The sequence below is a fragment of the Microtetraspora sp. NBRC 13810 genome, from assembly GCF_030268685.1.
Lineage (GTDB): Bacteria > Actinomycetota > Actinomycetes > Streptosporangiales > Streptosporangiaceae > BSRQ01.
In genome coordinates this window covers 22905-36859 of the sequence record NZ_BSRQ01000015.1, presented here as the reverse complement: position 1 = coordinate 36859, position 13955 = coordinate 22905, and the positions used below count along the sequence as shown (strand labels likewise).

17 protein-coding genes and 1 tRNA gene are annotated in these 13955 nt (G+C 67.2%); 4 read left to right on the top strand and 14 right to left on the bottom strand.

The window, feature by feature from the left end; translation table 11 throughout:
• Positions 1-65: 65 nt before the first annotated feature.
• Positions 66-317, bottom strand: coding sequence for a MoaD/ThiS family protein (locus QSK26_RS26885; protein ID WP_285778206.1), 252 nt, complete (start codon positions 315-317; stop codon positions 66-68).
• A gap of 209 nt (positions 318-526) precedes the next feature.
• Between QSK26_RS26885 and QSK26_RS26880 the strand changes: the two genes are divergently transcribed.
• Positions 527-1240: a winged helix-turn-helix transcriptional regulator gene (locus QSK26_RS26880; RefSeq protein WP_285778043.1), complete on the top strand. Its 714-nt coding sequence runs from the start codon at positions 527-529 to the stop codon at positions 1238-1240.
• Between the two features lie 63 nt (positions 1241-1303).
• Here the strand turns inward: QSK26_RS26880 and QSK26_RS26875 are convergent, their stop codons facing one another.
• Positions 1304-3022 carry a bifunctional metallophosphatase/5'-nucleotidase gene (locus QSK26_RS26875; protein ID WP_285778042.1) on the bottom strand — a complete coding sequence of 573 codons (1719 nt, stop codon included), beginning with the start codon at positions 3020-3022 and terminating at the stop codon, positions 1304-1306.
• A gap of 104 nt (positions 3023-3126) precedes the next feature.
• On the opposite strand from QSK26_RS26875, the gene mshD reads away from it, so the two are divergent.
• The gene (mshD, locus tag QSK26_RS26870; protein WP_285778041.1) at positions 3127-4011 is read left to right on the top strand and encodes a mycothiol synthase; all 885 of its coding nucleotides are present in this window, start codon (positions 3127-3129) and stop codon (positions 4009-4011) included.
• A gap of 7 nt (positions 4012-4018) precedes the next feature.
• Here mshD and QSK26_RS26865 read toward each other — a convergent pair whose 3' ends face one another.
• The 3 genes from QSK26_RS26865 to dcd form a co-directional block, all read right to left on the bottom strand.
• Positions 4019-5017 carry an inorganic phosphate transporter gene (locus QSK26_RS26865; protein WP_285778040.1) on the bottom strand — a complete coding sequence of 333 codons (999 nt, stop codon included), beginning with the start codon at positions 5015-5017 and terminating at the stop codon, positions 4019-4021.
• A gap of 6 nt (positions 5018-5023) precedes the next feature.
• Complete coding sequence (locus QSK26_RS26860) at positions 5024-5641, bottom strand: DUF47 domain-containing protein (protein WP_285778039.1); 618 nt, start codon at positions 5639-5641, stop codon at positions 5024-5026.
• A 352-nt stretch (positions 5642-5993) separates the two neighbouring features.
• Positions 5994-6569 (bottom strand): dCTP deaminase, encoded by a 576-nt coding sequence (gene dcd / locus QSK26_RS26855; RefSeq protein ID WP_285778038.1) that lies wholly within the window; start codon positions 6567-6569, stop codon positions 5994-5996.
• A gap of 150 nt (positions 6570-6719) precedes the next feature.
• Between dcd and QSK26_RS26850 the strand changes: the two genes are divergently transcribed.
• A tRNA-Gly gene (locus QSK26_RS26850) sits at positions 6720-6793 on the top strand.
• A 102-nt stretch (positions 6794-6895) separates the two neighbouring features.
• On the opposite strand, the gene QSK26_RS26845 is transcribed toward QSK26_RS26850, so the two are convergent.
• The 8 genes from QSK26_RS26845 to QSK26_RS26810 form a co-directional block, all read right to left on the bottom strand.
• Positions 6896-7423, bottom strand: coding sequence for a site-specific integrase (locus tag QSK26_RS26845; RefSeq protein ID WP_285778037.1), 528 nt, complete (start codon positions 7421-7423; stop codon positions 6896-6898).
• The gene (locus QSK26_RS26840; protein WP_285778036.1) at positions 7420-8217 is read right to left on the bottom strand and encodes an N-terminal phage integrase SAM-like domain-containing protein; all 798 of its coding nucleotides are present in this window, start codon (positions 8215-8217) and stop codon (positions 7420-7422) included. The genes QSK26_RS26845 and QSK26_RS26840 overlap by 4 nt, the downstream gene beginning before the upstream one ends.
• The gene (locus QSK26_RS26835) at positions 8217-8423 is read right to left on the bottom strand and encodes a helix-turn-helix domain-containing protein (RefSeq protein WP_285778035.1); all 207 of its coding nucleotides are present in this window, start codon (positions 8421-8423) and stop codon (positions 8217-8219) included. The genes QSK26_RS26840 and QSK26_RS26835 overlap by 1 nt, the downstream gene beginning before the upstream one ends.
• Before the next feature lie 13 nt (positions 8424-8436).
• Positions 8437-10050 (bottom strand): replication initiator, encoded by a 1614-nt coding sequence (locus QSK26_RS26830; RefSeq protein ID WP_285778034.1) that lies wholly within the window; start codon positions 10048-10050, stop codon positions 8437-8439.
• Positions 10050-10205, bottom strand: coding sequence for a hypothetical protein (locus QSK26_RS26825; RefSeq protein ID WP_285778033.1), 156 nt, complete (start codon positions 10203-10205; stop codon positions 10050-10052). The genes QSK26_RS26830 and QSK26_RS26825 overlap by 1 nt, the downstream gene beginning before the upstream one ends.
• Positions 10198-11640 carry an FtsK/SpoIIIE domain-containing protein gene (locus tag QSK26_RS26820; RefSeq protein WP_285778032.1) on the bottom strand — a complete coding sequence of 481 codons (1443 nt, stop codon included), beginning with the start codon at positions 11638-11640 and terminating at the stop codon, positions 10198-10200. Before QSK26_RS26820 ends, QSK26_RS26825 begins: the two co-directional genes overlap by 8 nt.
• Before the next feature lie 86 nt (positions 11641-11726).
• Positions 11727-12035 (bottom strand): 4a-hydroxytetrahydrobiopterin dehydratase, encoded by a 309-nt coding sequence (locus QSK26_RS26815; protein WP_285778031.1) that lies wholly within the window; start codon positions 12033-12035, stop codon positions 11727-11729.
• Positions 12032-12466: a plasmid replication, integration and excision activator gene (locus QSK26_RS26810; RefSeq protein ID WP_285778030.1), complete on the bottom strand. Its 435-nt coding sequence runs from the start codon at positions 12464-12466 to the stop codon at positions 12032-12034. The genes QSK26_RS26815 and QSK26_RS26810 overlap by 4 nt, the downstream gene beginning before the upstream one ends.
• 307 nt (positions 12467-12773) lie before the next feature.
• Here QSK26_RS26810 and QSK26_RS26805 point away from each other — a divergent pair, with 307 nt between their 5' ends.
• Positions 12774-13127, top strand: coding sequence for a hypothetical protein (locus QSK26_RS26805; protein WP_285778029.1), 354 nt, complete (start codon positions 12774-12776; stop codon positions 13125-13127).
• A gap of 87 nt (positions 13128-13214) precedes the next feature.
• Here the strand turns inward: QSK26_RS26805 and QSK26_RS26800 are convergent, their stop codons facing one another.
• Positions 13215-13931, bottom strand: a complete 717-nt coding sequence (locus QSK26_RS26800; protein WP_285778028.1) for a GntR family transcriptional regulator — start codon at positions 13929-13931, stop codon at positions 13215-13217.
• Between the last annotated feature and the right edge of the window lie 24 nt (positions 13932-13955).

Sequence of the window (13955 nt, the reverse complement as noted above, 5' to 3'; positions counted from 1 at the left end):
CTTGGCTCGCGCCACACGCCCTCCGACCTTACGAACCTGGTGCAGACATTACGGAACGGACGGAATCAACCGCCAGCGAATGGTGGAAGGACCTCCACCGTAGCCCCCTCCGCCAGCACGACCGTGTCGTGCGCGCGCCTGCCCACCGGGTGACCGTCGACGAGGAAGGAGCATCTTCTGACTATCCGGGCCAGTTCCTCCCGATCCGTTGTGATTTTCGTCATGAGTTCGTCAAGAGTGACCGCATCGAACGGTTCCTCGGCGAGGCCCGCCGCCTCCTTCGCGGCCGCCCAATAGCGGATCTTTCCGTGCGCCATCGCTCGTTCGTCCTTTCTCACACCCATTTTCGGGCCACAGTGCGAAGTTCTTAACATGTGAGCTGCTGTTCACCAGGTGGACCCACTCTGGACGCGCCATCCTCGTCGGCTATCCTCACGTACTACGGGACCTGGGCGACGTAGCCCCCGGGTCCTTACGTGTTTGAACGGCCCTCTGCCGTCAGAACGCGGGAAGGAGGCGGAGCCTAGTGAGCAACTTGCTCCTGCTCACCAATGCCCTGGAACCGTCCGCTGAAGTGCTCCCGGCCCTCGGGCTGCTGCTGCACTCGGTCCGTGTCGCCCCCGCCGAGGCGTCGGCGTTGCTCGACGCTCCGCCGTCCGACGCGGTGCTCATCGACGCGCGCCGCGAGCTCGTCCAGGCCAAGAGCCTGTGCCGGCTCCTCAAGACCACCGGCATCGACTGCCCGCTCATGGTGATCGTCACCGAGGGCGGGCTCGCGGCGATGACGGCCGAGTGGGGCGCCGACGACGTGATCCTGGACAGCGCCGGCCCGGCCGAGGTCGAGGCCCGGCTGCGGATGGCGGTCGGCAAGCTGTCCCTCGCCGCGGCCGAGGACGTACCGGACGAGATCCGCAGCGGCGACCTGTCGATCGACGAGGCCACCTACACCGCCCGTCTGCGCGGGCGCGCCCTCGACCTCACGTTCAAGGAGTTCGAGCTGCTGAAGTACCTCGCGCAGCACCCCGGCCGGGTCTTCACCCGCGCCCAGTTGCTGCAGGAGGTCTGGGGCTACGACTACTTCGGCGGCACCCGGACCGTCGACGTGCACGTCCGGCGGCTGCGGGCCAAGCTCGGCGCCGAGTACGAGTCCCTCATCGGCACCGTCCGCAACGTCGGCTACCGCTTCGTCCCCGACCGCGGCGAGCAGCAGTCGGAAGAGCGCGAGCCGGTCCACCACTGACCTCGACGGCGTCCGCGCCGGCCCCCCTGGGGAGACCGGCGCGGACGGTTGTTCAGAACGTGCTCACGGCACCCGGGTGATGCGGTTCGTCGCCGGCGGAGCGGTCGGCGTGTGCGCGCCCAGGTAGTCGACGAAGGCGTCGATGTCGAGCTGCCCGCTCCACAGGTCGGTGCCCTGGGTGAAGACCGTGAAGCCGTCACCGCCGCCGACCAGGAAGTTGTTCGCGGCGACCCGGATCTGCTGGGCGTCCGTGACCGGCGTCCCATTGATCTTGATGTCGGACACCTTGGACCCGACCGGCGCCGAGGCGCTGACCGTGTAGCCGAGCGACGCCGACGGCGCCAGCGTCCTGTTGACCTGGTACTGCTGCTCCAGCAGCGCGTCGAGCTGCGCACCGGTCAGGGTGACCACCTGCATGAGGTTGTTGAACGGCTGGACCGTGAAGGCGTCGCCGTACGTCACCACGCCGTTGTCGGAGCCGACGGTCAGGTCGGCGCGCACGCCGCCCGGGTTCATCAGCGCGATCTCTGCGTTGCCGCCGGTCTTCGTGGACTCCAGCTGGGCGTCCGCGATCAGGTTGCCGAGCGGGGTCTCACCGGAGGGCGCGGACTGCCGGGTGATGTCGGCGGTGATGGTGCCGACCTGCCGGTCGGCGACATCGGCCACCCGGTCGATCCAGTCATCCACGAACTCCGTGGTCTTCTCGTCGGCGGGGACGTCGCGGGTGACCACGTGGTTGTCGGCGACCACCGAGGAACGCACGACGTCGTCGGTGCTGGTGTCCACCTGGAAGTCGAACTGCGTCAGCACGCGGCCGAAGGACGAGCCCTGCGTGACGTAGCGGTCCTGGCCCGCCGGGTCCTTGGTCTTGCAGACGTACGCCTGGTGCGAGTGGCCCATGACGACCAGGTCGACGTCGGCGCTGACGCCCTGCGCGATCCGGGTGCCGGCGCCGGCGATCACCGGGCAGGCGTCCGGGCTCATGTTCGGGGCGATCTGGTCGCCCTCGTGCACCAGCACGACCTGCGCCTTGACGCCGAGCAGCTTCAGGGCCTTGGAGGTGCGGTTGGCCGCCTCCACCTCGTCGACGAAGGTCAGGTCCTTGATGCCCTCGGAGGTGACGATCGACGGGGTCGACTTGGTGACCAGGCCGATGAAGCCGACCTTGACGCCGTTGATCTTCTTGACCGAGAAGGGCGCGAGGGCGGGCAGTTCGGGAGCCTTCTTCAGGCGGACGTTCGCGCCGACGTAGTCGTACTTCGCGCCATGCCACCTGCCCGCCGGGGTGCAACCGTCCACCGGGTGGCAGCCGCCGTTGCTGATCCGCAGCAGTTCCTTGTAGCCCTCGTCGAACTCGTGGTTGCCGACCGAGGAGACGTCGAGGCCGAGCTTGCCGAGGAGCTCCACCGTGGGCTCGTCGTGGAAGGCGGCCGAGATCAGCGGGCTGGCGCCGATCAGGTCACCCGCGCCGACGATCACGGTGTTCCTGTCGGCCATCCGCTTGAGGTGGGTCGCCATGAAGGCGGCGCCTCCCGCGTTCACCGTCTGGCCGGACTCGTTGACGATCCGGCCGCTGGAGCCGGTCGGCGCCTCAAGGTTGCCGTGGAAGTCGTTGATGGCGATGAGACGGACCGGAACCGTCTTGGCGGGCTTGCCCGGCTTGCCGTGCGTGGTCGCCGCCGGGGTGGTGGCGGCGGTCGCGGGAGGACCGACCGCTACGGCGATACAGGTCGCCGCGGCCAGCCCTGCGATGGCCAGCCGCTTCTTGGTACGTGGCGTCATGTGTCACGACCCTAGGGTGGCCACCTATACGGCGAAGGTCGCACAGGTAACGAAACCTATGACCAGAAGATGGCGTGAATTGCCATGTGACCTAGGCTTCATCCATGAACGTCCGCGTGGAGTACCAGCGTCGCCTCGACGACGCGGAAGTGGCGGGCGTTCTGACGCTCGTCGAGGCGGCCGGCGAGGCCGACGGCGTGCACCCGCTCAACGAGCAGGCCATGCTGCAACTGCGCTACGGCGGCGACGAGCCGTCCCGTGCCGCCCTCCTCTTCGCCGGCGACACGCTCGCCGGTTACGCGCACGTGGACCCCTCCGACGAGGGGCCGGTCGGGGAGCTGGTCGTGCATCCGGGCTTCCGCGGCTCGGGACACGGCGGCACGCTGCTGCGGGCCGTACTGGAGCACACCGGCGGCCGGCTGCGGGTGTGGGCGCACGGCGACCACCCGGCCGCCGCCCGGCTCGCCGCCGCCAACGGCTTCACCCGAGCGCGTTCCCTGTGGCGGATGCGCCGCCCGCTGTCGCTCCCCGTCCCGGCCCCCGTCCTGCCCGAGGGCGTACGGCTGCGCGCGTTCGTGCCCGGCGCGGACGAGGAGGCGTGGATCGCGGTGAACGCCAGGGCCTTCGCCCACCATCCCGAACAGGGCGCGTGGACGATCGAGGACCTCAAACGCCGTGAGCAGGAGCCGTGGTTCGACCCCGAGGGCTTCTTCCTCGCGGACAGCGGCGGGGTCACGGTCGGCTTCCACTGGACCAAGGTGCACCAGGGCGACGAGCCCGTGGGCGAGGTCTACATCGTCGGCGTGGACCCCGGGCAGCAGGGCACCGGCCTGGGGAAGGCACTGACCCTGGCCGGTCTGGCCCATCTGCGCGAGCGGGGCCTCGCCCACGTGATCCTCTACGTGGACGAGGCCAACACCGCGGCCGTCCGCCTCTACGAGGGGCTGGGATTCACCCACTTCGACACCGACGTGATGTACAGCAGGTGAGCCCCGGCTACTCCAGCATCCAGTGCAGGGCGAAGTAGGACAGCGCCGCCACCAGCGCCGCGGCCGGGATCGTCAGGACCCAGGCCGTCACGATGTTGCCGGCGACGCCCCAGCGCACCGCCGACATCCGCTTGGTGGCGCCCACGCCCATGATCGCGCTGGTGATCGTGTGAGTGGTGGAGATCGGCGCCTGGAAGCCGATGGCGGCCCCGTACAGGACGGTGGCCGCCGCGGTCTCGGCGGCGAAGCCCTGCGGCGGGTCGAGCGCGATGATGCGCCGGCCCAGCGTGCGCATGATCCGCCAACCGCCGGCGTACGTGCCCAGCGAGATCGCCGCCGCGGCGGAGAAGATGACCCACTGCGGGATGGGGTCGCCGGGCTGGGCGTAGCCGCCGACGATCAGAGCGAGGAAGATCACGCCCATGGTCTTCTGCGCGTCCTGGAGTCCGTGGCCGAGGGCCATGGCCGCCGCCGAGACGGTCTGGGCGTAACGGAACCCGCGGTTGGTCCTGGCCGGCGTTGACCGGCGGAAGATCCAAAAGATCGCTATCATGATGATCGCTCCCAGGCCGAAGCCGATGAGCGGGGACAGGATCATCGGGATGACCACCTTCTCGACCACCCCGTCCCACTTGACCACCGCCGACGCGGCCAGGGCGGAGCCGACGAGACCGCCGATCAGCGCGTGGCTGCTGGAGGAGGGCAGGCCGAAGTACCAGGTGATGATGTTCCACGTGATCGCGCCGACCAGGCCGGAACCCACGATCACGAGGCCGTGGCTGCCGTCGGGCGGCTCGATGATGCCCGAGCCGACGGTTTTCGCGACCTCCTCGCCGAGGTGCGCGCCCAGGAAGTTCATCGCCGCGGCCATGAACAACGCGGCCCGCGGAGTCAGCGCCCGGGTGGACACCGACGTCGCGATCGCGTTGGCGGCGTCGTGAAAGCCGTTGGTGTAGTCGAAGATTAACGCCACGACGATGACGCCGATGACGAGTGCGAGCTCCACTGGACCTTAGCTTTCCTTCAGCGCGATCGACTCGATCGTGTTGGCCACGTGCTCGAAGGCGTCGGCGGCGCTCTCCAGCTGGTCGATGACCTCTTTCATCTTGAGCACGGTCAGCGAGTCGTACTCGCCGCTGAACAGCTTGGCCAGCAGGCGGCGGTAGATCTGGTCGCCCTGGTTCTCCAGCCGGTTGATCTCGATCCAGTACTCGCTCAGGTTGCGCATCGAGCGCAGCCGCGGCATCGCCTCCGCGGTCAGCTCCGAGGCCCGCTCCAGGACCTCGACCTGACGGATGACCTCCTTGGGCAGGTGGTCGATCTGGTAGAGCACGATGAGGTCGGCCGCCGCCTCCATGCAGTCCATGACGTCGTCGAGGTTGGAGGCGAGGCGGTAGATGTCCTCGCGGTCGAAGGGGGTGATGAAGCTCTCGTTGAGCCGCTTCATGATCGCGTGAGTGCGCTCGTCACCCGCGTGCTCGCAGGCGCGCATCTTCTCGGCGAGCGCCTCCCGGTCGGCACCGTCGCTGATGATGTCCACCAGCAGGCGAGACGCGGTGACGAGGTTGTTCGCCGAGTCGGCGAACAAGTCGTAGTAGCTGTCCTCACGTGGCGTGAGACGCAGACGCACGTCGTACTCCAGATGTGCGGGGATGGTCCGCAGAAAGAGTACGGGTAACCAGCGGGAATGCGAACTTCACCTCCCGCACACCTTGCCGTTACCCGATCTTCTTCCTCACGCTACCCACCAGATGATCCACGACACCACCCGCGTAGCCGGATTACCCGACCCGCCACCCTGACCCCCCATTTACCCCGATTTATCCCTATTTTTAGCACTATGTCGTGAGATGTTGGCTGTTGGGGGTGTAGGGGTGGGTCGCATCCTGGGACACGCCACAGCGAACCGTCCCCGCCTCCGGGCACGCCGAAGCCGACCACCCGCGCAGGTAACGATGTGGTCACGAATCAGATGAGCGGCCTCAGATAACGGTCCGGTGAAAGTTCAGGAAGGACCGGGAAGGCGTCGGCCCCCGCTGCCCCTGGTAGCGCGAGCCGTACTTCTCCGACCCGTACGGGAACTCCGCCGGGGAGCTCAGCCGGAACATGCACAACTGCCCGATCTTCATACCCGGCCACAGCTTGATCGGCAGCGTCGCGACGTTGGACAGCTCCAGCGTCACATGCCCCTCGAACCCCGGATCGATGAACCCGGCTGTCGAATGCGTCAGCAGCCCCAGCCGCCCCAGACTCGACTTCCCCTCCAGCCGGGACGCGATGTCATCCGGCAGGCTGATCACTTCGTACGTGCTGGCCAGCACGAACTCCCCCGGATGCAGGATGAACGGCTCGTCCCCCTCCGGCTCCACCAGCCGGGTCAGGTCGGGCTGCTCCACCGCCGGATCGATATGCGGATACCGATGGTTCTCGAACACCCGAAAAAACCGATCAAGTCGCACGTCGATGCTCGACGGCTGGATCATCGCCGGCTCGAACGGCTCCAGCCCCACCCGACCAGCTTTGATCTCCGCAAGAATGTCCCGATCCGAAAGCAGCACGTGAGGCAACCTACCCGCTCCCCCACCCCCACGCCCCGCTCTCCCCACCCACAAGCCGTGCCATCCCCCACCCACAGGCCCCGCTTCCCCCGCCAGACCGGGGCGAGAACCCCTGAGTTTCCGCTACAGTAGACCTCGCGGCACACCGCTGCGGGTGTAGTTCAATGGTAGAACTTCAGCTTCCCAAGCTGACAGCGCGGGTTCGATTCCCGTCACCCGCTCCACACACCAAGGCCCAGGTCAGGGATGGATTCCCGACCCGGGCCTTGTTCGTCTCTGAGACTCTTTGATCTTCGCGTGCCATTAGCGTGCCATTAGACGTTCGATCAGCTCACCGGGGCCATCGCTTCGGCCGGGCCGTCGTCTTCGCTTCGGTTGATCTGCCGGTCGATCGCATCGGTAATCGCCCGATCCGCACCGCGTACGGCGTGCTGGTAGATCATCGCCGCCCTGACGTTGTCGTGCCCCATCCGGGCCATCAGGTCCTTGAGCCCGGCACCGGACTCGGCGGCGAACATATTGCCCGTGTGACGTAGATCATGGAGGTGGAGACCGGGCAGGCCCATGTCCTTGACCACGTCCACCCACCGCGTACGAGTGTTGAACCCGCTCCGCCGTAGCGGACCGCCTTTGACTCCCGGGAAGACGAGCGCACCGGGGTCATCCGGCACATAGGTCGTAAGGTGCTCCCGCAACGGGGGGATGACGGCTTGCGGGATGCCGACGATGCGGCGGCCGGCCTTGGACTTGGGCGGGCCGAGGACCATCTCCCCCGTGGACCGCTCGACAAAAGCTGCCCGGACGCGCACCGTCCCCGTGTTCAGGTCGATGTCGCTCCGGCGAAGCGCACTCACCTCACCCCAACGCAGACTCGCGAACGTTGCCAGCAGGACCAGAGCACGAAAGCGTCGATCATGAGCGCAGTCGGCCCGGCCATCGGCCCCCATCTTCCATAGCGCGCGCTCAGCGACATTCCGCGAAGCGAAGACCTCCGGATGGGTCCGCATCTCCCATGGCGTTGGAAGCGCAACCGATAGACGTTGTCCTTGACCTTGCGGACGTTACCGATCGGACGACGGCCCACCCTTTCCGCGAGCTCGAAGACCTGGGCCACGGTCAGCACCGGGCGTTCTGGGGCATGCTCGTCGCCAGCCCCGCGGATCCGGCACGGGTTACGCGGGATGATGTGGTCCTCTTCCGCCGCCGTCATCAGCACGGCCCGCAGCAGCCGGTACGCCTTGGCCGCCATGCTGACCGACACCCCGTTGCCGAGAAGATCGGCCCGCCACTGCCGAACCATCGCGGTGGAGAGCTTCCCGAGCTGCATCCCGCCCAGGTAGGGCGTCACGTGCTTCTTGAGCAGCCAGCGATAGAGATCCACCGTGCGGGGTCGAAGACCCGGCCGCTGGGAGACCCAGGTCTCTGCATACTCCTGAAGCTTGATCTTGCCGCGATCCGGGTCTGTCCACTCCCCCTTGATGATCTGCGCCTCAACCAGGGACAGCGCCCGTTCGGCGTCGCCCTTACGTTCATAGGTCTCGGACCCGGTGCGCATCCGCCCGTCCGGGCCTGGATATCGAATCTGGAAACGTCCAGAGGGAAGCTTGCGGATGTTGCCGAAACGCCGGTGGCCGTCCTTATTGGCCATCAGGCCACCCTCCCGGTGATGTCATGAGCCCCCAGCGGTTCGACCGTCCCCGCAGCTACGAAGGCCAGCAATGCGGATTCACGAATGCGAACGTGTCGGCCGATCTTCACGAATTCGATCCGCCGTTCCGCGATCAGACGACGAATGAAGCGCTCCGAGGTGTGGAGCAGCGCGGCGGCCTCATCGGCCTTGAGTAGTTCGTCCAACGAGGTCCTCCCGTCAGGCAGCCGGTGAAGTTGCCGAAGAATCTGGTTGTCCTGTCGCTCTGACTTCGAGCGCGTTCATATGGGCTCGCCAGCGCTGGCGCTCATGGATGGAGCGCAGCAGCCGCATGGCGAGCGGAGGGACGTTCGCGTCTCCAGACGGGACGTGCCGCCAGACGTAGCGGTGCGGGTCGATCGGGTCGCTGGGCACGCCGAGGGCTTCCAGGACCCAGGTGCGGCGGTCCTGCTTGTGCTCGGTCAGGGTCTTGTTCGACCACTTGCGAGATACCAGGACGCGGCGACCGGCGTAGCCGAGGTGTTCGGGCTTGTGAGCCTTGCCCCTGCATCGGCCTGGAGCCATGCCGGGCTTTGCGTCTTTGGGCTGGATGCCGTAGCGCAGCCAGTTCGGGCAGGTGGGTGAACACGGCTCGTATCGCAGTGCGTCTGCCATGCGGGCGGCGTGGTCACGCTGGGCGGTGTCGTCGGAGTCGAGGGTGTCGGTGAGGGATTTGGTGAGGTACTTGGACAGGTAGCGGATGCACTGGTCGGCGTCCGGAGTTCCGGCCAGCACGCCCTGTACGTCGATCTGTGAGCCGAAACGGATCACATGCTGGGGCTTGGCGTCGTCGTCCTGGTCGAGGGTGTCGAGGGCCTGTTCCCAGGTGGGCAGCACTTCGCCGGTGGCCGGGTCGAGGTAGCCGGTGCCGTCCTCCCACACGGGCAGATGATCCCCGTCGAAGACGACCTGATCGGTCGATGGCCACCACACTTGGTGGTAGGTGGCAGCGGCGATCTGCTTGATCTCCGCACGGGGCAGCGTGCCGCGGATCGCCATGTGCAGATGCGGCGCGAGCCGCTTCTGTGGTTCAACAGCGGCGAAGTACTGCACGTCGTACCCGGCCACGCGGCGCAGGTTCTGCACGAACCGGTCTACGAGCTTGGAGAAGTGCAGCGCATCACGAGCCGCGCGAGCGTAGTCGTAGCTCTCTGGATCGACTGGGACACCGTCGCGGACCTTGCCGTAGGAGGGCAGAGTGAGCGTGACGAAGAGCGAGGGCCGGTAGACCTTGCCGTCGGAACTGGTGAAGGTCCGGCCGAGGGTCGTGGCGGTCATCTTGCGTTTGGGCAGATCCGGGGCGTCCTGCCGCCGACGGGTCGAACGGCATCGCTTGGGAGCGGTCCGGCCGAGGACGTTGCCGCGCATTCCGGCGGCATTGATCTCTTCGTCCAGGCCGGTGATGACGGCGTCCAGGTCGGTGGTGTCCTGGCCGGCCTCGTGGGCCTGGTCGCGCTGGGCTTGGATGTCGGCGCGGAACTCCACCAGCCACCGCTGATCCTCGTTCGGATCGTCCGGGGTGATCGCGGGTTCCGCCTCCAGGTGCCAGCCCTCCCGGCACTGGGCCTTGCGGAGCTGCCGGTTGCGCTTGGCACACGGCGGGCACTTGGCTTCCAGCGTCGCCCCGCAGGGAACATCGATGATCTCTGTCTTCCCGGTGCAGGTGTCCAGCCGCCGCAGCGGGATGGGGCGGATGCACACGCCGTACTGCTTGGCGATCTCTTCAACCACGTCCCGGGCAAGGGGCCGAGCCAGCCGTACCGCCCGAGGCGTCGCCCTGTCGTTCAGGTTCATCACCACTCACCGTCCGAGGGCTCGATGAGGATCGACGTCTTCTCCCCGCACTCGCGGCACTCCACCAGGCCCCGGACCGGGTACAGCCACAGGACGTTGGAAGTGCCGCAGCCCGCGCAGGCAAGGTCGTCCAGCAGGTGAGCGATCTCAACCACAGGCAGGCACCTCCTCCCGCTTGAAGGCCGTGAACTGAGCGACCATGGCGCGGATGTCGTCGTCGGAGACGTACGCAGCCCGCACCCGGACAGGATCAGGGGAGGTTTCGAGCCGGACGTATCCCACGCCCGCCCCGACCGCAGGCACGGGAGAGATGTGGTCGGCCAGTGCGCCGCGATCACGGGCGCCGTCACCGAGGACCATGTCCACCTGTTCGGACTCGTCCAGCCGCAGGGCGATCTTGTCGGGGAACAGGTTGCGGATGTTCATGACCTCCTTGCGCGGGTCCTGCAACGCCGCCATGACCCCAACCCCGACCGCCCGGCCTTGTGTGGTGAGAACGGCGAGAGCGGCGTTGATCCGGTGCTTGAGCGCCTTATCGGACTGGTAGGCGGTCAGGAACGCCACCTCATCGACGAGCACCAGGACGAACGGGTCCGCGATGGTCGGGACGTGGGAGCGTTGGACACCGCCGTAGCGGTCGGCTCGTTCCTGCATCATCGCGACGGCGGCTTCAAGCAGGTCCGCGCACTCGTCGGGGGTGGCCGCGTACCGGCGGCGAAACAGGGGCCGTCCGAAGGACAGCTCCATACGCTTGGGGTCCAGCGCCCAGACCTCGGCCAAGCCCTCCCGCATCGCCGGGAGCAACCCGCGGATCACCGACCACAGGTAGGAGCCCTTGCCCGAGCCGGTGGCACCCGCGATCAGGACATGCGTCCCATGCACCTTGAGCCGGAACGGGCGACCGTCCTCCTGCCTGCCGATCTCCACCGAGCCGACCGAGACCACGTCAGGGATGGGAACGGCCGGGAGCGGAGCGGCTAATGGGTCGTGCCGGGGGAAGGTGAGGACCAGGCGGCCGGCACGAGCGATGGAGATACGGCAGCTTCGTGAGCCGAAACCATGGGCAAGGTGGTCGGCCCGGTCGGTCCAGTCCTTGACCGCCTGGCCGTTGAGTATCTTCACCGTGACGAGGTCGGCCCACGAGGTGCAGGTGACCTTGTCCAGGTGGGGCAGGTAGTCACGGCCGCGTATGTGGCGTCCAAGGCCGGAGACGACCATCACCGAGTGCCAGTGCCGCCGGTAGACCCACATCAGCCGCCACCAGGCCAGCAATCGCCAGCCGACCAGCCCGCGGAACGAGTTCACGTCGAGCAGCGCCCAGGACATCACGGCGGTACCAGTGAAGGCGACGACGGCCAGCGCCCACTGGTAGCCGTGCAGGGTCCAGATGACGCCGAGGGCGGCCGGGATGGCGACCGCGATCGGGTGCCGCCAGATCACCCGGAACAGGCTCGCGACGAGGCGGGCCAGCCAGATGATGACGGTGAGGATCGCGGGGGTCTTGACGACGGCCGGGCGGAAGACGACCGCCGTGTCGGGGGTGGTGGAGACGAGGTCGCGTGCCTCGTCTCCGGGTAGTTTCCGGAACATTAGGCTGGAGTCCTTCCAAGCATTCGCGTGTGTGGGAGATCAAGGGGCCGCCGGAAGTTGCCGCTTCCAGCGGCCCCGCTTGCGTGTCAGAGCGCTGTGTCGCCGGGATCGGCCGAGCGTGCTGTGAGGTGCAGTCGCTGGCAGTCGGCGAGGTAGCGCGAGGCAGCGTCGCGGATCTGCCGGGCGAGGTCGAGGTCCCTGTCCGTGACCGGTCCGGCCCCGGCGGTGGAGATCTGCACGTGCACGGTGTTGCAGGCGATGTCGAGGTAGGGCCGCCCGGAGTCGACCGTTGAGGCCCTGACCTGGATGTCGGCCGAGTAGAAGGAGACGCCGAGGTACGCGGGTCCGCCGGGATTGATCGACATCGTGACGTAGGTGTACGGATCGGAGATCATGCCGCCGCCTCCTTACCGGCGGTGGCCTGCTTGGCGGTGGTGGTGGTCGTGGCGGGCTTGGGGGCGTGCATCCCCCTGGCCCGCAGCGAGTAGGCCAGGCGGCCGGTGTTCTGGTGGACGTACGGCGTGACGGTCATGTCCTCGAACTCCACCGGCGTGATCGGCAAGCCCGCCGGAGCTGTCGGGGGTACCGGCTGCACCACGGACAGGATCTTGACCGCCACGGTCTTCTGAGCGAGCTTGGCCGCCGGGTCCGCGTCCATGACGGCGACCTGCCAGACCGGCTCCCCCGTGGTCTTGTCCTTGGCGTAGACAGTCCGGCCGCCGGTCGAGGCAGTGAAGTCCTTGACCTGCTCGACCTCCCCGACGAGGTAGCAGCCGTGCGGGAAGACGTGCTCGAAGCTGATCGGGATGGGTCCCTGGATGGCCATGTGCCGTGTCCTTTCACGATGGATCTAGCTAGGTGGTCGTCCACTTGTCCGGACGAGTGCAACTCTAAGGCTCCCCACTCGTCCGCACAAGTAAACAAGCGAAAAAAGTGGAGCTGCAGTCAGGCCTCAGATTCGGCTCGCCGTAGTTTTGTCAGTAGGAGTGGTTATTGTCGCGACGCCTGATCAACATTCGGGAGGTCCAGCTCAGCAGTGACGCCAGCCTCCCCCGGTCTGCGCAAGGGCGTTCCGGCTGTCCCTCTCGTTGAGCCAGCCAGAGCAAGAACATCCCTCTGACGAAAGGCTCGGCATGAGTGACCTCACCGGTGACCGGCTCTACACGGTCGTCCTTGCCCCTTCGTCCGAATCCGCCAGGTGCGGGCACTGCGACGCCAAGATCCACCGCTGTGACGAGAGTGGCTGTGACCAGCGCCGCCCGCGCGGCTGGCGTACCGCTAGGCTTAACACCCCTCCGAGCGACTTCTCCAACGGCCGCCCTTACCGCCTGACCGTCTACCTGTCGGAGGCCGAGGCGACCAACCTCGCCCACGCGGCGGACACGCTGGAGAAAAGCATCCCCGAGACTTTGACGCTCCTCGCTGGGCGCATTCAGGTGTGGTATGACGGCCACGCGCTAGGCAACCTGGGCGATGACGACGAGTGACTTTCGACTCTCCCCGAGTTGCCGGGCCGCCGAGCTTCCCAGCATCGAGCCGACCGCTGCGGTGACTGCGCCCGACTCACACGGCGATCAGCTCACCTGGTAGACGTCCTCAAGTTCGTGCAGGTCGCCGGGCAGTGCGACGCTCACCACCATGAGGACGGTCCCGGCCGGGTCGTGCACCGTAGCCGCCACAGCCAGCACTGGAGCGGACGAACCGAGCCGTTCAGCCTCGTCCTTGGTCGGCTTGCGAGCGGTCAGACGCTCGGTGACGTGGTCGAAGCGCAGATGCTTGACGGCCAACAGGTGTTGACGGATGCCGTGCCGTAGCGGGTCCGGCTTTTCCAGGTCCGTGCCGAGAGCGATGTCCAGGGAGAACCACAGCGTCTCGACCGCGGATACCCGGTCCCCCTGTCTGGTCACTCGCTGGCGAGCGATCACGGGGGTTCGCTCGTCAACGCCCATCAGTCGGGCGATGTGCCGGGGGGCCGGCACGCGGCGCACGTCCAGGATGCTGTCAGCGCTCTCGGGCTGCTCAGTCGTCGCCACGCCGGGCCGTACCCGCGAGGCTGGACTCTCCGGCCGGCCCTTCACATAGGACCCGCGGCCATGCTCACGCTCGATCCAGCCTTGCATAGCAAGCGTTTGAAGCGCCCGAACCACGGTCGTCCGGCCCACCGCGAACTCCCGGACGAGTTGCGTCTCCGAGGGCAGCATGTCGCCCGGCGCGTACTCCCCGTCCTGGATACGCTGCTGAATCGCCGCCATCACCCGGGCGTACTTCGGAGGGGCAAAGTCCATGCTCATGCCAACCGCCCAATCACTTTTCCA